17 protein-coding genes are annotated in these 20658 nt (G+C 72.9%); 10 read left to right on the top strand and 7 right to left on the bottom strand.

Features of this window, described 5'->3' with window-relative positions; genetic code table 11:
• Nucleotides 1-723 precede the first annotated feature (723 nt).
• Complete coding sequence (gene mscL / locus ACZ4XD_RS10395; protein WP_468040245.1) at nt 724-1230, top strand: large conductance mechanosensitive channel protein MscL; 507 nt, start codon at nt 724-726, stop codon at nt 1228-1230.
• A 40-nt stretch (nt 1231-1270) separates the two neighbouring features.
• Here the strand turns inward: mscL and ACZ4XD_RS10390 are convergent, their stop codons facing one another.
• The 3 genes from ACZ4XD_RS10390 to ACZ4XD_RS10380 form a co-directional block, all read right to left on the bottom strand.
• Complete coding sequence (locus ACZ4XD_RS10390) at nt 1271-1585, bottom strand: hypothetical protein (RefSeq protein WP_468040243.1); 315 nt, start codon at nt 1583-1585, stop codon at nt 1271-1273.
• A 208-nt stretch (nt 1586-1793) separates the two neighbouring features.
• Complete coding sequence (locus ACZ4XD_RS10385; RefSeq protein WP_468040241.1) at nt 1794-2363, bottom strand: MepB family protein; 570 nt, start codon at nt 2361-2363, stop codon at nt 1794-1796.
• Between the two features lie 1750 nt (nt 2364-4113).
• On the bottom strand, nt 4114-4647 hold the full coding sequence (locus ACZ4XD_RS10380; RefSeq protein ID WP_468040239.1) for an AMP-binding protein: 534 nt from the start codon (nt 4645-4647) through the stop codon (nt 4114-4116).
• Nucleotides 4648-4947: 300 nt separating this feature from the next.
• On the opposite strand from ACZ4XD_RS10380, the gene ACZ4XD_RS10375 reads away from it, so the two are divergent.
• Nucleotides 4948-5148, top strand: coding sequence for a hypothetical protein (locus tag ACZ4XD_RS10375; RefSeq protein WP_468040237.1), 201 nt, complete (start codon nt 4948-4950; stop codon nt 5146-5148).
• A gap of 192 nt (nt 5149-5340) precedes the next feature.
• Here the strand turns inward: ACZ4XD_RS10375 and ACZ4XD_RS10370 are convergent, their stop codons facing one another.
• Nucleotides 5341-6927 (bottom strand): MBL fold metallo-hydrolase, encoded by a 1587-nt coding sequence (locus ACZ4XD_RS10370; protein WP_468040235.1) that lies wholly within the window; start codon nt 6925-6927, stop codon nt 5341-5343.
• A gap of 262 nt (nt 6928-7189) precedes the next feature.
• Between ACZ4XD_RS10370 and ACZ4XD_RS10365 the strand changes: the two genes are divergently transcribed.
• The 3 genes from ACZ4XD_RS10365 (at nt 7190) to ACZ4XD_RS10355 (ending at nt 10395) form a co-directional block, all read left to right on the top strand.
• Nucleotides 7190-7990 carry a GntR family transcriptional regulator gene (locus ACZ4XD_RS10365; RefSeq protein WP_468040233.1) on the top strand — a complete coding sequence of 267 codons (801 nt, stop codon included), beginning with the start codon at nt 7190-7192 and terminating at the stop codon, nt 7988-7990.
• The gene (locus tag ACZ4XD_RS10360) at nt 7975-9105 is read left to right on the top strand and encodes a sulfite exporter TauE/SafE family protein (RefSeq protein WP_468040231.1); all 1131 of its coding nucleotides are present in this window, start codon (nt 7975-7977) and stop codon (nt 9103-9105) included. The genes ACZ4XD_RS10365 and ACZ4XD_RS10360 overlap by 16 nt, the downstream gene beginning before the upstream one ends.
• A 75-nt stretch (nt 9106-9180) precedes the next feature.
• Nucleotides 9181-10395, top strand: a complete 1215-nt coding sequence (locus ACZ4XD_RS10355; protein ID WP_468040228.1) for an NAD(P)/FAD-dependent oxidoreductase — start codon at nt 9181-9183, stop codon at nt 10393-10395.
• A gap of 71 nt (nt 10396-10466) precedes the next feature.
• Here the strand turns inward: ACZ4XD_RS10355 and ACZ4XD_RS10350 are convergent, their stop codons facing one another.
• Nucleotides 10467-11597 carry a MerR family transcriptional regulator gene (locus ACZ4XD_RS10350; RefSeq protein WP_468040226.1) on the bottom strand — a complete coding sequence of 377 codons (1131 nt, stop codon included), beginning with the start codon at nt 11595-11597 and terminating at the stop codon, nt 10467-10469.
• Between the two features lie 141 nt (nt 11598-11738).
• On the bottom strand, nt 11739-13037 hold the full coding sequence (locus ACZ4XD_RS10345) for an amidohydrolase (protein ID WP_468040224.1): 1299 nt from the start codon (nt 13035-13037) through the stop codon (nt 11739-11741).
• Between the two features lie 209 nt (nt 13038-13246).
• On the opposite strand from ACZ4XD_RS10345, the gene ACZ4XD_RS10340 reads away from it, so the two are divergent.
• From ACZ4XD_RS10340 to ACZ4XD_RS10325, 4 genes are all read left to right on the top strand, one after another.
• The gene (locus ACZ4XD_RS10340; RefSeq protein WP_468040222.1) at nt 13247-14278 is read left to right on the top strand and encodes a methyltransferase; all 1032 of its coding nucleotides are present in this window, start codon (nt 13247-13249) and stop codon (nt 14276-14278) included.
• Between the two features lie 105 nt (nt 14279-14383).
• A complete protein-coding gene (locus ACZ4XD_RS10335) occupies nt 14384-15541 on the top strand; it encodes a low temperature requirement protein A (protein ID WP_468040220.1) in 1158 nt (385 codons plus the stop codon).
• A gap of 430 nt (nt 15542-15971) precedes the next feature.
• Nucleotides 15972-16808 (top strand): L,D-transpeptidase family protein, encoded by an 837-nt coding sequence (locus tag ACZ4XD_RS10330; RefSeq protein ID WP_468040218.1) that lies wholly within the window; start codon nt 15972-15974, stop codon nt 16806-16808.
• Nucleotides 16801-17922: a P1 family peptidase gene (locus tag ACZ4XD_RS10325; protein ID WP_468040429.1), complete on the top strand. Its 1122-nt coding sequence runs from the start codon at nt 16801-16803 to the stop codon at nt 17920-17922. The genes ACZ4XD_RS10330 and ACZ4XD_RS10325 overlap by 8 nt, the downstream gene beginning before the upstream one ends.
• A 119-nt stretch (nt 17923-18041) precedes the next feature.
• On the opposite strand, the gene ACZ4XD_RS10320 is transcribed toward ACZ4XD_RS10325, so the two are convergent.
• On the bottom strand, nt 18042-19193 hold the full coding sequence (locus ACZ4XD_RS10320) for a Dyp-type peroxidase (protein WP_468040216.1): 1152 nt from the start codon (nt 19191-19193) through the stop codon (nt 18042-18044).
• A gap of 82 nt (nt 19194-19275) precedes the next feature.
• Between ACZ4XD_RS10320 and ACZ4XD_RS10315 the strand changes: the two genes are divergently transcribed.
• Nucleotides 19276-20619, top strand: a complete 1344-nt coding sequence (locus tag ACZ4XD_RS10315) for a right-handed parallel beta-helix repeat-containing protein (protein WP_468040214.1) — start codon at nt 19276-19278, stop codon at nt 20617-20619.
• The last annotated feature ends 39 nt before the right edge of the window (nt 20620-20658 follow it).

Below are 20658 nucleotides of genomic sequence, written 5' to 3'. Positions count from 1 at the left end.
GGCCTTGCGGACGCGCCCTGGGCCTCCCCCTCCCGGGTGGCCGAGTTGTCCACAGGAGCCGGGCCGTCCACAGCCCGGAGCAGGCGGGCGGAGGCTTCCGGCACGGTGGTGATCAGCGGTTCACCCGACCCCTCACTCTCAGGCGGTGCCACCATGCTCCGGACCACCCCCGCTCTCCCTTCCCCCTCCCTGACCGTCCCCGAGTCCCTCTCCCCGCCGCTGCCCGCTCCCCCGCCGTGTGAAGTGCCGCACTTCGCACCGGTCCGGGCGGGCGGCGGCCGGCACCGATGGGGACGGCCCGCGCGGCAGCGCTTACTGGCCGCAGGTCTCGCGCTGACCGCCGCAGCACTGGCCGGCGGGGCGTCGTACGGTGCCGTACGGGACGCTCCGGCCCCCGGCTGCCCGTCGGCGGCGGCCCCGGGAGGGCGGTGACCATGCTCCAAGATCGAGTGGCCTCCGCGCCCACCCCACGCGAGACTGCTGCGAATGGCGGGGCACCCGCCGCGCGCCAATGGGGGCGCGCCCACCGCACCGGTACCGCGGTTTCCGTCCCTACGGCCCGCACGCTCGGCCCTTTCCCCCGGAACCACCGATTCCGTGCCGACGCACCGGTCGCTGGATGGTTCGTGTCACACGACTGGACACCTCTGCCCTGCCCTGCCGTAAGTTGCGGTGCTGATTGTTGGTGCACCGTCCGTAGTGAGCATGGAAAGAGGCTGTCAGGTGAGCGAGAGCAAGGGCGTCCTTCAGGGATTCAAGGAATTCCTGATGCGCGGCAACGTCATCGAACTCGCGGTCGCGGTCGTCGTCGGTGCGGCCTTCACCAACATCGTGAACGCGGTGGTGAAGGGCATCATCAACCCCATCGTGGGCGCCCTCGGCTCACAGAACCTCGATCACTACCAGGCCTGTCTGACCGCCACCTGCGCCAAGGATCCCAAGACGGGCGCCTTCACCGACGGGATCTACATCCTCTGGGGCTCGGTGCTCAGCGCCGCCCTGACGTTCCTGATCACCGCTGCGGTCGTCTACTTCCTCATGATCCTTCCGATCAACAAGTGGAAGGAACGCCAGGCGGCCCGGCAGGCGCTGGAGCCGGCCCCCGCCGACCCCACCGAGATCGAACTGCTCACCGAAATCCGCGATGCCCTGCTCGCCCAGCGCACCGGCGCACCTTTCGCGCCCACTTCCACCTCGGGCACGATCGGCACCCAGAAGACCCACGAGTAACAGACGCCCGCGGCCTGCGGACGCCGCCCACGCACCCCGCTCAGAGGTGGTGCGGCGGCTTCTCGTCCAGAAAACGGGCCAGGTCGGCAGCGCTGTCGCCCCCGGCCGGGCGCTCGCCCCAGCCGCGGTCGGTGTCGTCCGAGGACTGCTGGTTCAGCGGATCGTCGAAGATCAGCTTCGCGGCGGGCCGGGAGGCCGCCGGGCGGACGGCGGGTGAGGGCGCAGGGGTGCGCTCAGCGTCGGAGGGAGTCTGCGCGCCGGCGGAGGGCGCCTGCTCGGCCTCGGAGGGCGCCTGCTCGGCGTCGGAGCCGTCGTGGGGCGCGGGCACCGGCTCGGATTCGGGGGTGGGGCTCACGTGTCCAGGGTACGGGCGGGTCGGGAGCGGGTCAGACGTCGGCTTGGAACGGACCGGGCGGCTTGGACCGGAGCGGCGGCCTGGACCGTACGGCTTGGCGCTGGGACCGGAGCGGGCGGTGTGGGGCTGGGGCCGGGGCCGCCCGGCGCCGGGGCACCTGGGCATGAATGGGGGCCGCGCCGTCCCACGGGGTGGCCGGCTCTGTCGGTCAGAGCTGATGGAGGGCCCGGGCGCGGGCCGCATCGAGGGGCCCGTCCTCAGGGATCTGGAGGTAGTGGTTCACCTGCCACGCCTGGGTGGCGCGGGCCTGCCGGTTGGTGGTCTCCACCCACGGCGGATAGACGCGAAACGCCCGCTTACCGCCGGAGCCGTTCCGGGAAACGATGCCGCGCTCACAGAGCACCTCGCGCGGAAAGACGAAGTGCCCGAAGTGGCCGCCTTCGCGAGCGCTGATGACGAAAAGATCCACCGGATCCCCGGCGTCGAACGGCTGAATCGGCCCGCCCGGGCTCCGCTTCCACACCGTGACGAACTGACCGACCTTCGTCGGGGTGGTCTTGGCGACCCGGAACCGGACGGAGGAACCGTCGAGACTGAATTCATGTGCCGCGTACTCAGCACTCTCCGCTTCGGGAATTGGCCGGGAGCAGGTGAATCCACAGGGGTCGTAAACCCACTTCTTCGCCGCGAGGAGCTCAGCGTGCAGGGATTCCCCATCCGCCCAGGGCTCGGGAACTATGGACCGGCACTCCGAGGATTCTTCGGGCTTTGTCACCATTCCCCCATCGTGTCATTGCCGCCCGTCGGGCATACCTGCGGGACCGGGATACCGATGTCCGAGGCGGGCGGCGGGGGCAGCCAGGGGCGCCCCGTGGGGTGCGGCTACCAAACAACACGACCTCTACCGGGTTACCGGTAAGCCCGCACACCCTCACGGGCAGGACATGGCCGCCCAGCAAGCGACGTGAGCCAAGTGGGAGGGGAGGCGAACACCCGCTGCCTTAGCGGCCCTTGTCGTGGGTGGGTATGGGGTGCGGGCGATGTCCGTCATGGGGCCGGGTCGGCGGCCCCTGTGACGCGAGGCTACGCCTGAGGGGCCACCTGCGATCACTGCTGGGCAGGGGGTGGCGGGGGTGCGCGTACTCATGACGAGCCATGGGCCGACGGCCTTTCCGGTGGGGGGCGGAGTTGGGGCGGGGTTGGGGTGAGGTGGGGCGGGGTGGGGGGGGGAGGGCCCGGGGCCCCGGGGGGGGGGGAAGGGGGCCGCTGATCGGAGTGATGTGGGGACCAGCGCTTGGGCCGATGCTCAGGCTGGAGCTCGGCAGGTTGTCGGGGCCGGCGCTTCACACGTGCTCCACGCTAGGCGCGGATGAGGCGAATGGCCCGTTTGGTGACCTGAGTGGGTGAGGCTGTACGGGCACGGGCTCTGCGGGCTGTACGGGCTCTGCGGGCTCTGCCTCGTCGGTGGGTGACGTCGTGAAGCTCGTCAGTCGGTGAGAGCCGAGCCCCTTCAGTGCGGCCGTCTCTTCAGGCGTACGGGGCTGGGCTGAGCTCCCTTGGAACGCCGGGCTCGACCGCACTGGGCTTCCCCCAAGGGCCGCCCTCCGCGTCACGCCCAAAGCACGGGGCCTTCCTTGCCGGGCCTTGAGCCTCGCGTTCCCCGAATCCCCAGGGTCCCCCGCCCCATGCCCCGCCGGCCGCCCCTGAGTGCACGCCCCCGCCGAGCTTCCCCAGGGCCCCGCACACCCGCGTCACGCCCCGAAGCACCGGGCCTTGCCCACCGCCCCTCCGAGCACCGCGCATCCGAGGCTCAGACTCCCCCGCGCCACGCTCCCCAAGCGCCGCGCCTCCAAGGGCTAGGCCGCCGCCGCATCCCCGAACCTCCAGGCCCCACGCCGCACTCTCCCGCAGCGCCGCGCCCCCGCCGCAGCCCCGAAAAGGCACGCCCCCCTGCCGCACCCCCGGAAAGGGCACGCCCCCGTCGCCCCATCGAAGAGGCACGCCCCCCGCCGTACCCCCGGAGAGGCACGGCCCCCGCCGCGGCTTCGCCAGAGCCCCGCACACCCGGGCCGCGCCCCGGAGCGCTGGGCCCCCAGCCCACCGCCCCTCCGAGCACCGCGCCCTTCGAGGCGCCGCGCGCCCCCGCTCCGCGCTCCCCCGAGCGCCATGCCTCCAGGGCTACGCCCCGCCCCTCCCCCGATCCGCCAGGCCTGCGCCGCGCTCCCCCCGAAGCGCCACGCCCCCGCAGGGCCCCCAGCCCACCGGCTCCCCTCGCGCCGCTCTCCCCCAAGAGCCGCGCTCCCCGAAAGACCCGCTCTTCGGCTCCTGGCTCCTGGCTCCTGGCTCCTGGCCACGCTCTGCGAAGGATTCCGCCGAGGGGCCCCACCCCTTGAAACGATTCCCCCGAAGTCCGCGCCCCGCGAGCCACTTGAAGGGCCTCGCCCCCCCCCGCTCCTGGCAGCCCCCTTGATGCCAGGCCACGCTGCGTGGAGCAAGCAGGCCGCCGCCCGCCTGCCGCGATGGCGCCGTCAGTGGGCCGCGGACGGTACGCCCAGTGCCTCGTGCCACCACATGTCGCGGCCCGGTTTCCAGGAGACCGGGCGGGAGCAGCGGTTCACCACCAGGACGGTTCGGTCCATGGCTCCGTCTGCGGCAGCGCTCCGGGCCAGTGCGTGGTCGAGCAGGGGCTTCACCGGCCGTACGGCGCCGTCCCAGAACGCTGCGTCGGCCGTGATCAGTACCCGGGCCGAGGACTCGCGGGTCCGCGCGACCAGTTCGGGCACCGTCAGGGAGACCGGCAGCGTGGCGCGTATCGCGTCCAGACGCCCGCAGGCGAGCGTGGCGATCACCGACTCGGGCACCAGCGGCAGATGCACCGCGACCCGGTCACCGGCCCGTACACCGAGCCGCCTGAGGACGGCGGCGGCACGTTCGGCCTGGTCGAGGAGCATGCCGTGCGTCAGCTCCTCCTGGCGCCCGGGCTCCCCACTCCAGGTGAGGGCGATCCGCGACGCCTCCGGCTCTTGCAGTTCCCGGGCGTCGTCTGCATGCTCTGAAGTCACACGGCTCAACATGCGGTTCAGCATGGAGATCACCGATCAACGATTGCTGAACGTCCGTTGTACGGCGTCGACGCCGCGCCTTCCCGCACCACGCGGCAGCAGAGCGCTGCGGCCCAGCCTCTTCCGGTCGCCGTAGTGGCCGTCCCGGCTCATGTCTCCGGTTTCCCTGGCCGTGCGCGCAATCCGCTTCCGGGTTCCTGCCCCTTTCCGGTGCACTTCATCCCCCTCGCCCCTCCCATTTCTCGTTCTTCCTCCGCAAGCGCCGAGGCGGCCCCGTGAGAGGCGGCCCCTTTGCCCGTCATGCCGAGACCCGAACCGCATCTCCACCTGGACGCGCAGGCCCGTTGGGCGCTGCCCGCCGTCGCCCTCGGCGCGTTCTGTGTCGAACTGGACGCCTTCGCGCTGCGTCCGGCGCTACCCGTAGTCCGCGGAGCCCTGCACGGCGCTGCGACGGCACCCCTGGGTCGGCAGTGGCTATCTCCTTGCTGCCGGGGGCCCTGATGCCGCCCCTGCCGGTCGTCTCGGGGATCTGTACGGGCGACGCCGGACGCTGACGGGCCGGGCTGGCGCTCTTCGGTGTCACTCACCGCTGTGTTGCGTGCGCTTGCGCCGCCGTCACTGCCGCTGCTGGTCGCGGGACACCGCGCCGTGCGGCGCCTGTGCACACGTGAACTGCCCCACCGGACCGGGCGCTTACTGCGCGCTCGTACCCACCGCGTCGTACCCCCCGATCACATCGCAGACGTCGGCGAACCCGCGCGCCTCCAGCAGCGCTGCCGCGATCACCGACCGGTTGCCGCTGCGGCAGTACAGGACCACCGGGCGGGACGGGTCCAGTTCGGCGATGCGGTGGGGTAGGCCGGCCAGAGGGAGGTTGCGGGCGCCGGGGAGGGCGCCTGCCTCGTACTCGGTCGGGTTACGGACGTCGATCAGCTGGATGTCGCCCGGTACGGAGTCGGTGGGCAGGGAATCGGTAGGCAGGGAGCCGGTAGGCCGGGAGCCGGTAGGCCGGGAGTCGGTGGGCAGGGAGTCCGTCGGTACGGAGTCGGCCGGCTCTGTGACGCCCGTCCGGGACTCATCGGCCCCCACTGTTCCCGCTGGCCCCGCTTGCCCTGCCGTCCCCGCTGTCCCCGCTGCCCCCTCCAACTGCGGCTCCCTCAGGCCAAGTTCCTCATAGCGGATGCGGCGGCTGTGGCTGCTGAGGGCCGGTCTGCGGTCCAGTGCGGCGGCCGGGTCGGGTAGGTGGCCCAGGACGTGGTCGTAGCCGATGCGGGCGAGGCGGAGGCGGGCTTCCTGTTCGGTGCCGGGGTCGGTGAGCAGCACGATCGGGGTGCCGGGGGTGACCACGCTGCCGGCGTATTCGGCGAAGCGGGTGTCGAGGCTCGTGTGGAGTGAGCCGGTCAGGTGCGCGCGGGTGTAGGCGGCCAGGGGGCGGCAGTCGAGGAGGACGGCGCCTTGCTGGTCGCGGGCCGCGAGGGCCTCGTCCAGGGTGAGGGCGGGCGGCGGGCCGGGTTCCAGGAGGGGGTGGCCGTCGCGGTTGAGGGCCGCGTCGTGGGCGAAGTAGCCGGGGGTGGCGGGCTGTCCCGCGGTGACCAGGCGGATGAAGTCGTCCACCGGCATGGGCTGGAGGGCGTAGTTGAACCGGCGCTGGTCGCCGATGGTGGAGCTGGTTTCGCTGGAGAGGCTGCGGCCGCAGGCGGAGCCGGCGCCGTGTGCGGGAAAGACCCGGGTCGCGTCCGGGAGGGTGAGGAGTTTGGTGTGCAGGGAGCGGTGGAGTCGGGCGGCCATGTCCTGCGGGGTGTGCCCGGCGGCGGAGAGCAGGTCGGGGCGGCCGACGTCGCCGACGAAGAGGGTGTCGCCGGTGAGCACGCCGAACGGCACCTCGTCGTCGGGGTGTTCGCGCAGGACCAGGCAGATGGATTCGAGGGTGTGGCCGGGGGTGGCGAGAACGGTGAGGGTGACCCCCTGGCCGTCGTCCGCGCCGAGCGAGAGGCGCTCGCCGTCCCGTAACCGCCGTATGGGGAAGCCGGTTTCAGCGGCCTCACCGAAGGCGATGGTGGCGCCGGTGGCCCGTGCGAGTTCGAGGTGGCCGGAGAGGAAGTCGGCGTGAATGTGCGTCTCGATGACGAGTTCGATCCGCAGGCCGGCGGCTTCCGCGTCGTGCAGGTAGTCGTCGATGTCGCGGCGCGGGTCGACGAGGACGGCGCGTCCGGTGGTCTTGTCGCCGATCAGATACGACGCCTGGGAGAGGCAGTCGAGGTAGTACTGCGCGAAGTGCACGGTCGGCCTCCAGGGGTGCGCGGGGCCCGTGCGCGGCGGCCGGGGCCCGTTCGGGCAGGTGCGTTGTGCGGATGCACGGATGTACGTACATTAGGTAGCCGGAGGGCGGGCGACAAGCCGCGCAGGTCTGGCGTCCCGTCAACCCGTAGGGGGTCGAGATCTCTTGGCCGGGCATTGACTGTTGTCGGTCGGCGCTTGCGCTCGGCGTCCCTCGCTCCGGCAGCACCCCTGCAACCCCCGTACGCCCGCGGAGGAATCCACCATGACGACCGAGCCGCCGCGCGGCGCGCACGGCCCGCGTCCCCTGGACCGGCGCTCGCCGCTGCCCCTGTGGGCGCAGCTCTCCGCCGATCTGCGCCGCCGGATGGAGGCCGGGGCGTTCCGTGCGGAGTTTCCGGCCGAGCACCGGCTCACCGGCGAGTACGAGGTCAGCCGGCACACCGTCCGGGAGGCGCTGCGCAAACTGCGTGCCGAGGGCCTGGTGATCGCCGAACGCGGCCGGGCGAGCCGGCTGGACACCCGTCGCATCCAGCAGCCGCTGGGCTCGCTCTACAGCCTCTTCCGCGAGCTGGAGGGCCAGGGGGTGGAGCAGCGCAGCGAGGTGCTGCGGCTGGAGCGGACCGTGGACGGCACGGTCGCCGGGCATCTGGGGCTGGTCCCGGAGGCGCCGCTGGTCGTGCTGGAGCGGCTGCGGCTCGCGGACGGTGAGCCGCTCGCACATGACACCGCGTATCTGCCCGCCGAGGTCGCCGAGCCGCTGCTGGAGGCCGACTTCGGGCACACCTCGCTCTACGGCGAGCTGACGCGGCGCTGTGAGGTGAAGGTCTCCGGTGGCCGGGAGCGGATCCAGCCGTTTCTGCCGGACATCCGGCAGGCGTGGCTGCTGGGGCTGGCCGACCGGGAGGCGGCGTTCGCCATCGAGCGGCTCGGGCAGGCCGGGGAGCGGCCGGTGGAGTGGCGCGAGACGGTGGTGCGCGGTGACCGGTTCACCTTCGTCGCGGAGTGGTCCGGCGACAGCCGGGCCGTCGCCCTTGCGCCGCGGGCCTCGTGTCCGTCCTCGTAGCCCTGGCGGCGCTGCCGTGCGGGCTGCTGATCGGGCTGCTGCTGGGGGCGCTCGGCGGGGGCGGTTCGGTGCTGGCGGTGCCGGTCCTGGTCTATCTGCTGGGGCAGTCGCCGCACGAGGCGACCGCGGGGGCGCTGGTCGTCGTCACGGTCGGCGCGGTGACCGGGCTGCTGTGTCACGGCCGGGCCGGGCGGGTCCGGTGGGCGGCCGGTGCGGCGTTCGGGGCCCTGGGGACGGCGGGCAGCTACCTCGGCTCCCGGTGGAGCGCGGCCCTGGACCCCACGGTGCTGATGGCGGCGTTCGCGGGGCTGCTGCTCGTGGTGGCAGCGATGCTGGTGTTACGGGGGCGGGGCGAGCGGCGGGGGGCGGCGGAGACCCGTCCCTTACGGGAGCCAAGGGAGGGGACACCGGTCCGAGGCTTGCCGGAGGCTGTGCCCTTACGGGGTGCGGCAGGGGCGGATTCCCTGGTGGAACCCGGGGAGTTGCCGTCCTTACGGGAGCCGGCGGAGTTGCCCGCCTCACGGGAGCCGGTGGAGTCGCCCGCCTCACGGGAGCCGGTGGAGTCGCCCGCCCCAGAGGAGTCAGCAGGACCCGTGCCCCTCTCGACGTCCGCGGAGTCGCCATCCCCCCAAGAGCCCGCGGAGTCGCTCCCCTTACAGAAGCCCTCGGAGCCCGCCCCCTCACGGGACACCGCGGTTCCGCCCCCCGCCGGCAAGGTGAACGGCTCCGCCCGCCCGGCGCCCCTGCGGCCCGTCCGCTTTGCCGTGACCGCCTCCGCCGTCGGGCTGCTCACCGGGTTCTTCGGGGTCGGTGGTGGTTTCGTCGTCGTGCCGGCCCTCACTCTGGTGCTGGGTCTGGAGATGCCGGTCGCGATCGGCACCTCGCTTCTCGTCATCCTCATCAACTCCCTTACGGCGCTGGCCACCCGGGCCGGCACCGGGTCCCTGGACTGGCCGCTGCTGGCCGGCTTCGCAGCCTGTGCGGCGCTCGGCAGTCATCTCGGCAACCGTCTGACCACCCGGCTGCGGCCTCAGGTGCTGGCCACCGCCTTCGCCTGCCTGGTCGCCGTCCTCGCCGTCATCATGGCCGCCACTGCGCTGCCCCGTCTCTGGTAGCCCCACGCCCCGTACCCCGGACCTCGTACCCCGTATACCGACCACCCGATTCCGACCACCTCCAGGAGGAAACACATGGCCCCCGCACCCGCCGCCCCGTCCCATCACCAGGTCCTCATCGTCGGCGGCGGCACCGCCGGCATCACCGTCGCCGCCCGGTTACGCCGTGCCGGTGTGCGGGACATCGCGCTGCTGGAGCCGTCCGAGACGCACTGGTACCAGCCGTTGTGGACGCTGGTCGGCGGCGGTCAGGCGCCGTTGCGTGCCTCGCTGCGCACCGAGGCTGATGTCATCCCGCCGGGGGTGCGCTGGCTGCGGGAGCGCGCCACCGCCGTGGACCCGACCGCGCGGACGGTGACCACCGCTTCGGGCCGGGTCCTCTCCTACGGGCGGCTGGTGCTCGCGCCGGGCCTCCAGCTCGACTGGGACGGGGTGCCCGGTCTCGCCGCGGCTCTCGGCCACGGCGGGGTGAGCAGCAATTACCGGCCCGATCTCGCGCCGCTGACCTGGGAGTTGATCCGCCGGATGCGGAGCGGGACGGCGGTGTTCACCATGCCGTCCGGGCCGGTGAAGTGCGGCGGCGCGCCGCAGAAGATCGCGTATCTGGCGGCGGATCACTGGCGTAAGCGCGGGGTGCTGGGTGCGATCCGCACGATCCTGGTGCTTCCGGAGCCCGCGATGTTCAAGGTGCCGGTGTTCTCCCGTGCGCTGACGGAGACGGCCCGGCGGTACGGCATCGAGGTGCGGCTGAGTTCGGAGATGACCCGCCTCGACGGTGCGGCGCGCGAGGCAGTGATCACCGATCACACCACCGGCAAGGCCGAGACCGTTCACTACGACCTGCTGCACGCCGTACCGCCGCAGCGCGCCCCCCAGTGGCTGGCGGACGGCCCGCTCGCCGACCCCGACTCCCCGTACGGGTACGTCAAGGCCGACCGGGAAACCCTCCAGCACCCGGATTTCCCGAATGTGTTCGTGCTCGGCGATGTCGCGAATCTGCCGACGTCCAAGACGGGCGCCGCGATCCGCAAGCAGGCTCCGGTCGCGGTCGCCAATCTCCTCGCCGGGCTGCGCGGCCGTCCCGCCGCCGCCCGCTACGACGGCTACACCTCCTGTCCGCTGGTCACCGCCCGGCACAAGATGCTGCTCGCCGAGTTCGACTACGACCTTCAGCCCACTCCTTCGATCCCCTTCCTCGACACCACCCGGGAGCGCACCGACATGTGGTTCCTCAAGCGCTACGGGCTGCCGCAGCTCTACTTCAAGGGGATGCTCAAGGGCCTGGCGTAACCACACCCCCTACCGGGCAGGGCTCATGCAAGGGGCACACCTCCCCCTTAGGGGATCGCCCCCACCCCGCCCTAAGCCCCCGTCATCTCCGCCACCACACACGCCACGTTGTCCGGCGCTCCCGCCTCGCGGGCCAGCCGGATCAGTTCGCGTACGGCCTGGTCGGGGTCGCCGGCTCCGGTCAGCACCTGCTGGATGGTCTCGGCCGGCACCACCCCGGTCAGGCCGTCGGTGCACAGCAGATAGCGCTCCCCCGGCCGGGCCTCCAGGAGTTGCAGATCGGGGGCGAATTCGGTGGCCCCGTCGAGGGACCGCAGCAGTTGGGCGCGCTGCGGATGCAAGGCGGCCTCCTCGGGGGTGAGCCGGCCCTCGTCGATCAGCGACTGGACCAGGCTGTGGTCGTGGGTGATCTGGAAGAGGCCGGAGTCACGCAGGACATAGGCGCGGGAGTCTCCGACGTGCAGCAGCGCCAGCTGGGTGCCGGAGCGGAGCAGCGCGGTGAGGGTGCTGCCGGTCGTACTGCCGGTCGCCTCGTCCGCCGCCGGGGCGGCGCGGTGGTCCCGCTGGTCCCGGTGGGCGCGATGGGCGCGATGGGCCGCGTCCTCCAGCGCGCCGAGCAGGTCCGCCGCGGTCAGGTCCTGGTCTTCCAGGCCCTGGAGTGCCTCGATGGCGGTCTTCGCGGCCTGGCCGCCGCCGGGGCCGTAGCCGTCGGCGACGGCCAGCAGCCGTGGGCCGGCGTGCGCGGCGTCCTGGTGTGCCGTGCGCACCAGCCCCTGGTCGGTCAGGGCGGCGCAGCGCATCGTCAAGGGCGTGTGGGGTGTGGTCATGGCGGTGTTCTTCCTCTCCAGCTGGTCGACGAGGAAGGCGGCGAGGTCCCGGCGGGCCGCGGTGTCGGCCTCGACCTGCGCCCAGTACGCGGCGACCGCCACGGCCGCAGCGTCCGGTGCCAGCTCGCACACCTCGCGTATACGGGCCAGCGGCATACCGAGCCGGCGCAGCCAGGCCACCAGCCGGGCCCGCTCCAACTGGGCGGGGGCGTAGTGGCGGTAGCCGCTGTGCGGGTCGACATGGGCCGGGGGCAGCAGGCCGAGCTCGTCGTAGAGGCGCAGCGCCTTCGGCGAGAGCCGGGAGGCCCGTGCGAACGCCCCGATGGTCAGCAGCGCAGCGTCGTCGTACGGCGCCGCGCGCCCGTCTCCGTCCACCCGTCCGTCCTCCTCGTACCGGGCACCTCGCCCGGCACGCCCGATGCTGGGGCTTGCCCCAAGGGCAAGGTCAAACACGGCCGTCGCCCCGCCCGGACCGGCCCCGCCACCCCCCTCACACCCGCCGCATCGCCGCCTCCCTCACCCCTTCCCCTCACCCCCCAGCCGGCTGAGCGCCGCGGCCGTCAGCGCCTCCACCCCCATGGTGAGCGTCGGCCGGACCACGGGAAGGAAGTGCGGCGAATGGTTCGACGGGATGTCCTGGGCGAGCCGGCCGGCCGCCAGCGCCGTCCGGAATTCCTCCGGGTCCCAGCCGCCCAGCCACCAGTAGTAGAGCGGGGCCCCGGCGGCGGTCGCCAGCAGGCCGGCGTCCTCGCTGCCGGCGGCCGGGTCGTAGGCGAACAGCCGCTCCGCGCCGAAGAGTTCGGTGAACTGCTCGTTGACCTCCCGCAGGGTCGTGGCGTCGTTGACGGTGACAGGGAAGGAGTCCAGGACCTCGGTGTCGGGGGTGCGGTCCGCGCCGGAGGCGGCGGCCTCGGCGCGCGCGATGCGGTCGATGGCGGCGAGCACGGCGGTGCGGACCGTTTCGTCGAAGGTGCGGACGCTGAGCCGTACGACGGCGCGGTCGGGTATCACATTGGCGCTGTCCCCGGCGTGGAACGAGCCGACCGTGACCACTGCCTGGTCCTTCGGGGCGACCTCGCGGGCCACTACGGACTGCACCCGCTGGACGAAGGACGCCGCCATCAGGATCGGGTCGATGGTGGTCTCGGGACGTGAGCCGTGGCCGCCGGTGCCGTGGAAGGTGATCTCCAGGCTGTCGGCGGCCGCCATGCAGGGGCCGGGGCAGTAGGCGATCAGCCCGGCGCCGAACGGGGCGACATGCTGGGCCAGCACCACATCGGGGGTGGGGACCAGGCTGTCGCTGTAGAGGCCGGCGTCGAGCATGGCGCGGGCGCCGCTGCCGACCTCCTCGGCGGGCTGGAAGAGCGCGACCAGGGTGCCGGACCAGTGCTCACGGCCCGCCGCGAGCAGGTCGGCGGCGCCCAGCAGGCAGGTGACATGGACGTCGTGCCCACAGGCGTGCATCCGGCCGGGGACCGTGGAGGCGTAGTCCAGGCCGGAGTTCTCGGTGACGGGCAGCGCGTCCATGTCGGCGCGCAGCAGGACCACGGGCCCGGGGCCGTTGCGCAGTACGCCGACGACGCCGGTCTGCGCGATGCCGGTGGTGACGTCATAGCCGCAGGCGGTCAGCCGGCGGGCGGCCTCGGCGGCCGTACGGGTCTCCTGGAAGCCGAGTTCGGGGTGGCGGTGCAGGTCTTCGTAGAGGGCCACGAGGTCCGCGAGACGGTCGTCGAGCGGGGCCAGGACCGCGGCGGGGGCGGAGCTGCCGCGGGGGTCGGCGTTAGCGGGCGTAGCTGTCGTGTCGCTGTCGCTCATACACGCATTCGACCATGGAACCGCCCGCCGGCACCGGCCGATGGCCCCGGCATTCCCCGGAGCCGGGCCCTTAAGGGCCCGCGCCCGCGCTGGCCGGACTTCGCGGTTGCCGTTCCCGCCGACCGTGACACCGGAGCCCGCGGCTGCAACCGTGGATCACCGCCTGCGACCGGGATCAGCGAGCCCGAGCCGATGACTGGAGGCTGACGTTGGCCACTTCCCCCAACCGACCGACCGGCGAGCCCCGCGACCTCACGGCTCATCTGATGGATCTGGCGCTGGGCCATCTCTTCTCCGCCGCCCTGCGCACGGCGGCGCACCACCGCCTCGCCGACCACCTCGCCGGGGGGCCGCGCACCGCCGAGCAACTGGCCGCGACGACCGGTACCCATGCCCCTCATCTGCGCCGGGTACTGCGCTATCTCGCCACCCGCGGCATCTTCCGGGAGGACGCGGCGGGCGCCTACCAACTGACGCCGGCCGCCCAGCCGCTGCGTACGGATGTCCCCGACTCGCTGCACGCCGCCGTACTGATGGCGACCGATGAGCTGTTCCTGCGGACGTCGGCCGCCATGCCGGAGGCCGTGGAGCACGGCGGCGCGTCCTTCGAGCGGATCTTCGGGGCGCCGCTCTTCGCACATCTGGTGACGGATCCGGCCGCCCGCCGGCTCTTCGACGACGGGATGTCGTCGGTGTCCGCCCCGGTGGACGAGGCGGTGGCCGCCGTCTACCCCTTCCCCGCGTCCGGCACGGTCGTGGACATCGGCGGCGGCCGCGGCGGGCTGCTGCGCGCCGCGCTGCGCCGCCACCCGCAGCTGACCGGGGTGCTCTTCGACCAGGCGCCGCCGCTGGCCCACCATCTCCTGGACGGCGACGAGTTGAAGGGCCGCTGGCGCACCCAGGAGGGCGACTTCTTCGAGTCCGTCCCGGAGGGCGGTGACCTCTATGTCCTCAAGCATGTGCTGCACGACTGGGCGGACGAACCGTGCCGGCGCATCCTGCGCAGCTGCCACCGGGCGATGACGGCCGGCAGCCGGCTGCTGGTCATCGAATCGGTGCTGCCGCCGGGCAACGCCCCGCACTTCGGCAAGACCATGGATGTCGCGATGATGGCGGTGCTCGACGGGCAGGAGCGCACCGCGGAGGAGTTCGCGACGCTGCTGTCGGCCGGCGGGTTCCGGCTGACGCGGGTGCTGCCGACCCCGGCCTTTCCCTCGATCGTGGAGGCGGTCGCCGAGTAGCCGCCGGCCCCGGGGCGACACGCCGCGCCCCGCTCCCCTCGTTGGCGGTACCGCCGGCCCGCGCTCTACTGAGGCGGGCCGCATCGGCCGACGAGAGGAGCTGACGTGCCGGTCCTCATGCAGGCGCGCCGCCGCGACGAGCGCCACCGCGCCGCCACGCCGCTGGAGCTCCTCTTCGACCTCTGTTTCGTGGTGGCGGTCGCCCAGGCCGGCCGCCAGCTGGCGCATGCGCTCGCCGCGGGGCATCCGGGGCACGGCATCTCCGGCTATCTGATGCTCTTCTTCGCCGTCTGGTGGGCCTGGATGAACTTCAGCTGGTTCGCCTCGGCGTACGACACCGACGACGCGCTCTATCGCGTGGTGACGCTCGTCCAGATGGCGGGGGTGCTGATCCTGGCCGCGGGCGTGCCGCGGGCCTTCGAGCACAGCGATTTCACCGTCATCTGGTTCGGGTACCTGGTGATGCGGCTGGCGATGGTCACCCAGTGGCTGCGGGCCGCCCACGGCTGCCGGGGCGCCGAGCGGCGCACGGCGCTGCGCTACGCCCTGGGGGTGACGGTGTGCCAGATCGGCTGGCTGGGTCTGCTGGCGCTGCCCGAGCACGACATCCCCTGGGTGTTCGTGGTCGTGGCCCTGCTGGAGCTGGCGGTGCCCGCGCTGGCCGAACGGGAGCGGCAGACGGCCTGGCATCCGCATCACATCGCCGAGCGCTACGGCCTGTTCACCATCATCGTGCTGGGCGAGACGATCGCGGCGGCCACCCTGGCCGTGCAGGCGGCGCTGGACAGGGATGACGCGCTCGACACGCTGCTGCCGATCGCGGCTGGCGGGCTGCTGCTGGTCTTCGCCGCGTACTGGATCTATTTCGCGGTGCCCATCCACCTGCACCTCCGCTCGAACCGTCAGGCGTTCCTGTGGGGCTATGGGCACTACCTGGTGTTCGGCTCGGTGGCCGCGGTCGGCGCGGGGATCGAGGTCGCGGTGGCGGAGTCCTTCGGCCGGGCGCAGCTGTCGGCGTTCGCGGCGGCCGCCTGTGTCACGGTGCCGGCGGCGCTGTTCATGCTCACGGTGTGGCTGATCCACTCCCGGCACCACAAGCGCGGCCCGGCCCAGCAGCTGGTGCTGCCGGTGTCGGCGCTGCTGGTCCTCGGGTGCACCTTCGCCGGGCGCGGGGCGGTCCTGGCGACCGGACTGGTGGCCTCCGTCACCGTGGCCGTCGGCGTCACCCTCGCCTCCCGTCAGGCCACCGCGCCGGCGGAATGAACGGCCCCGTCACCCATCTCGACGATCCGTCCGGCACCGATCTCGCCGAAGGTGCGACCGCCCGCCCATGGGAGCCTTCGGAGCCGCCGTTCCCCTCCCCCGTCAGCAGACCTGACGCCCCGTCCAGCCCTGGTCCGACCCTGATTCCGCATCAGATTCGGCCATCTTCACCCTCCGCCGGCCGGGGCCCCGCCATCAGCGCGGACGCGCCTCCCAACCCACCCCATTGCCCGTCAATTACCCACCAATGGACCCCACTTCCCGCCACTTCGGGCTCTTGTTCCCCACTGTTCACACAGGCCAGCGGAGGCGCATGGGCGCGGAAGCGGTAGGGTGCAGATTGCCCTTTTTATGACAGGGGGTGTCCTTGTGGGAGACCCGCAGGAAGCCCCGGGACCGACCGCCGTCCGTACCTGAGGAGACGCCAGCCATGGCCCGCCACGCTCAGTCCCGCGTCCCGCGGACCCGACTGTCCCGGCGCAGCAAGGCCGTGAGCGGTCTCGCCCTCTCCACCCTGGTCGGCACCGCCCTGTGGGCGTGGCCGGCCTCGGGCGACGACCACAACAGCGGGACCGACGCCAAGAGCACCATGTCGACGACGGCTTCCGGCCCGGACACGCCACGTACGCCCGCGTCCGCGCCGAAAACCGCCCCGAACGCCGCACCGAACGCCCCGGCCGGACGGCCGATCCCGGGCCTCAGTGACGCGGCCAGGAAGCGCATACCGGCCGACTCCCGCCAGGTACTGGTCGTCACGGGCAAGGACATGGACTCCTTCCAGTCCCGTGTCGTCCTCTACACCCGCGAGGAGGGCTCGGACGACTGGGAGCCGGGCCCCACCTGGTCCGCGCACAACGCCGCCCGCGGCTGGACCGCCGACCACCGCTACGGCGATCTGCGCTCGCCCATCGGGGTCTACCCGCTCACCGACGCGGGCGGCCTGCTGGCCCCGCCCGAGGGCACCAAACTCCCCTACGACCGCAACGGGAGCTTCGTCGCCGACGGCACCGGCGTCGAGGGCGAGCCGCTGGCCGGCGCCTTCGACTACGTCATCGCCATCAACTACAACCGCGAGCCGGGGACCTCCCCCCTGGACCAGCAGCGCCCGTGGGGCGCCGCCAAGGGCGGCGGCGTCTGGCTGCACGTCGACCACGACGGCCCCACCCAGGGCTGCATCAGCCTCAAGCCCAAAGTGATGCGGGAACTGCTGCGCACCCTCGACCCCGACCTGCACCCGGTCATCGTGATGGGACCGGCCGATTACTGAGCAGCCGACGGGCCCGCCGTACCCCACGGGGCCGCAGGACGCCCTCACCGACGTCCTCGGCCTCCGGGTCGGCCACGCCCAGCGCATCGGTGACGGCTACCTGACCGGCACCACCGTCGTCCTGGCCCCCGAGGGCGGCGCCGTCGCGGCCGTCGACGTACGCGGGGGCGGCCCCGGCACCCGGGAGACCGACGCGCTGGACCCGCGCAACCTCGTCCAGCGCGTCGAGGCGCTGGTGCTGACCGGCGGCAGCGCCTTCGGGCTTGACGCCGCGTCCGGTGTCGCCGCCTGGCTGGAGGACCAGGGGCGGGGCTTCCGCGTCGGCCCTGACCCCGCCCAGGTCGTCCCGGTCGTCCCGGCCGCGGCCCTCTTCGACCTGGGCCGCGGCGGCAACTGGCGGGCCCGCCCGGACGCCGCCCTGGGCCGGGAGGCGGCCGCCGCCGCGGCGGCCACCGAGCCCGGCGCTCCCGTCGCCCGGGGCAACACGGGCGCCGGCACGGGCGCGGTGGCCGGCGGCCTCAAGGGCGGCACCGGCACCGCGAGCGCCGTCCTCCCCTCGGGCGCCACCGTCGCCGCCCTGGCCGCCGTCAACGCCGCGGGCTCCGTCACCGACCCGCGCACCGGCGCCCTCTACGGCCATCTGTACGAGCCCCCCGCCGCCCTCCCGTCCCCCGAGGTGCACGCCGCCGCCCTGCGCCGTCTGGCCGAGGCCCGGGAAACCTCCCTGGCCCGTTCGGCGGCGTCCGTCGGCCCCCCGCTCAACACCACCCTCGCCGTGGTCGCCACCGACGCCACCCTCACCCGCGCCCAGGCCCACAAACTCGCCGGCACCGCCCACGACGGCCTGGCCCGCGCCCTGCGCCCGGTCCATCTGCTCTCCGACGGCGACACGGTCTTCGCCCTGTCCACCGCCACCCGGCCGCTCACCCCCGAAGCCCCCCTGGCCGACCCTGCCTTCGGCATCCACACCGAGGCCGGCGCGCTGAACGAGCTCCTCGCCGCCGGAGCGGACGTCCTGACCCGCGCCGTGGTCGACGCCGCCCTCGCGGCGGAAACGGTGCGCGGCCCCGGCGGCGTCTTCCCCTCGTACCGGGACCTGTACGGAAGCGCCTGACGGGCGACGTCAGTCATCCACCGCGTCAGGCCGCCGGGACGGACATCAGCCGTATCCCGCTCTCATCACCACCGACAACGCCCTCGGGCGGACGGCCACGGTGCGCATCGCCGGCCTGTTCAGCGGAACGTCCTGGCGCCGAGCGGGTGCTGCTGGTCGAAGCCCGGGAGGATGAGGAAGGTCGCGCTGGCCGTGGTGGTGGTGAAGCGCAGCAGTGCGTCGGAATCATCCATACGGGCAAGCGTGTTGGTGAAGGTGCGCAAGTCGTTCTGGAAGCTGATGAAGAGCAGGCCGGGGCGGGGCGCGTCGGTGCTGTAGGAGCGGCGGAGCATGAGGCCGACGCCGACCACCTGGGGATTGGCCCGGCGGACGTGGGCGTCGGCCGGGATGCGGTAGCGCCCGTCCGGTGTTTTGGCGCCGAGGTCCGGGTCCCAGGCCGCGGTCCCGCCGGAGAGGGGCACGCCGGTGGCTCTGCGCCGGCCGAAGACCGCCTCCTGGTCGGCGACGGAGAGCGCGGTGAACCGCGGCAGATCGAGTTCCATGCGCCGTACGACGGCGATCGTGCCGCCGGCGACGGGAGCCGGCCCGGCCAGCCACAGATGGCGGCGGTGTTCGGCCGTCGTGTGCGGGCCCACGATGCCGTCGATGAAACCGAGCAGATTTCGTGGCGCGGAGATGCCCTTGCCCACGGGGATGTCCGGACCACGGCGTCCGGACTGCCGCCAGCGTTCCCGTAACCGGCGACCGGCCTGCTCCAGCAGCGCGGTGGCGGCGACCGGTAAGAGCAAGGGGTCGCCGGCGCAGATCTGGATCAACAGGTCCCCGCCGCGCGCCTGCGGGGCGATCTGCTCGCGGGAGAAGCGGGGGAGGTCCGCCGCGCCGGGCAGGGCGGGATCGGCCATCCGCACCAGCCGTGGGCCCACCCCGATCGTCACGGTGAGATCGCCCGGCGGCAGGCCCAGCAGTCGTGGATCGCTTCCCTCAGTGAGCGTGTGCACGGCCTGGCCGAGTTCGGCCAGCAGCGGGCCGACGGCCACGGCGTCGCCGAGGTCGGCCACCACCGCCAGGAGGTTCGGCTGAGCCGGTTGCGGGAGCGTGATGCCTGCCTGATGGCGGCCGGTCGGCCGCACCCGTGTGGGTGACGCGGGGGAAGAAGGCCGACTTGGCGGCGGTGCAGGCGGTTCGCACCCGGCGGTGAGCCCGGTGGCCGCCACTGCCCCGGTGGCACCGATGAACGCGCGGCGTGATGGACGGGACTCGGCTCGGCTCACGGCGTGCAGAATGCCATAACCCTTCTGGGGCAGGCGAGTTGATCGGCCTCCGGGCAGGAATGCTTCATGCCAGGATGACGCCATGCCTCGTCTCCGGCTTCGCGTGATGGTCGCGTTACTGAGCACACTGACCTGCGTACTGGCGGGCTGCGGGCCCGGCGATGACGGGTCGAACCACGGCCGGCGGCCACCCGGCGCGCAGGTGACGATCAGAGTGCCGGCTGACGCCCCGTCGATCTCGGCTGCGGTGTCTCTCGCTCGCCCCGGTGACCTGGTGTTGGTCGCGCGAGGCGTGTACCACGAGTCGGTGAAGGTCTCCACGCCCCGGGTCACGCTGCGTGGGGAGTCCCGGGACAAGGTCGTGATCGACGGGCGGTTGCGGCAGCCGAACGGCGTCGTCGTCAGCGCGCCCGGGGTGGCCGTGGAGAACCTGACCGTACGGAACAACACGCAGAACGGGGTCCTGGTCACCGGGTCGGCGAAAGCGGTCGCCGGGCTACCGGGGCGTTCCGGGGGCTACGACACCGGCGATGAGCCGGTCACCTTCCTGAAGTCGTTCCTGGTCTCGCACGTGACCGCGACCCGCAACGGTCTGTACGGCATCTACGCGTTCTCCGCGCAGAACGGAGTCATCGAGCACTCGTACGCGTCAGGCGGGGCCGACTCGGGCATCTACGTCGGACAGTGCAAGCCCTGTCGCATCGTGGTGCGGGACAACATCGCCGAACTCAACGCGGTCGGTTACGAAGGCACCAACGCCGGCACCGACATGTACGTGGTCCGCAACCGCCTGGTCGGCAACCGGGTCGGCCTGACCACCGACTCCGACCACCAGGAGAAGCTGCTCCCGCAGCAGGACGCCGTCATCGCGGGCAATCTGATCGCGGCCAACCAGCAGCGGGCCACCCCGGAGCAGGCCGACGGCGGGTGGGGTACCGGGATCGGCATCGACGGCGGCAGCGGCAACCGCTTCCTCCGCAACCGCGTCGCCGGCAACAGCAACGCCGGGCTGGTGATCACCGCGACCGCCGACCTGCCTCCGGTGGGCAACCAGATCGTGGACAACACCTTCACCGGCAATGGCATCGACATCGGCTGGATGTTCCCCACCGCCACGCGGGGACGGGGCAACTGCCTGCGGGGCAACGATCTGCGCAGCACCGTGCCCGCCCGGCTCACGGCCACCGCGTCCTGCCCGCTGGCGGCCAAGTCGCCCTCGCCGGCCGGCAGGTGGGCGATGCCGACGGCGCCCCGTGGCATCCCGTTCACCGAGGTCGCGGCGCCGGGTCCCCAGCCGCAGCTCCCCCACGCCACCACTACGGGCGCCACCGCTGTCCCGGCCGTTCCGGCCCTGCCGAAGACGGCGGACATCCCGCTGCCGTCGGCGTCCCTGCTCGCCGCGCACGCGCGGGTGCGGACGTCCTGAACAGCAGACGTCCTGAACAGCAGAGGTCCTGAACAGCGG

This window comes from Streptomyces sp. NPDC029466, from assembly GCF_055574515.1.
The sequence above is the reverse complement of the archived record's forward strand: the minus strand, read 5'-3'. Positions and strand labels throughout refer to the sequence as shown.

Bases quoted from the DNA above. Each gene is read 5' to 3' on its own strand.
- ACZ4XD_RS10385 (WP_468040241.1), bottom strand. From the start codon at position 2,363: ATGGTGACAAAGCCCGAAGAATCCTCGGAGTGCCGGTCCATAGTTCCC.
- ACZ4XD_RS10375 (WP_468040237.1), top strand. From the start codon at position 4,948: ATGCCGAGACCCGAACCGCATCTCCACCTGGACGCGCAGGCCCGTTGG.
- ACZ4XD_RS10365 (WP_468040233.1), top strand. From the start codon at position 7,190: ATGACGACCGAGCCGCCGCGCGGCGCGCACGGCCCGCGTCCCCTGGAC.
- ACZ4XD_RS10355 (WP_468040228.1), top strand. From the start codon at position 9,181: ATGGCCCCCGCACCCGCCGCCCCGTCCCATCACCAGGTCCTCATCGTC.
- ACZ4XD_RS10345 (WP_468040224.1), bottom strand. From the start codon at position 13,037: ATGAGCGACAGCGACACGACAGCTACGCCCGCTAACGCCGACCCCCGC.
- ACZ4XD_RS10330 (WP_468040218.1), top strand. From the start codon at position 15,972: ATGGCCCGCCACGCTCAGTCCCGCGTCCCGCGGACCCGACTGTCCCGG.
- ACZ4XD_RS10315 (WP_468040214.1), top strand. From the start codon at position 19,276: ATGCCTCGTCTCCGGCTTCGCGTGATGGTCGCGTTACTGAGCACACTG.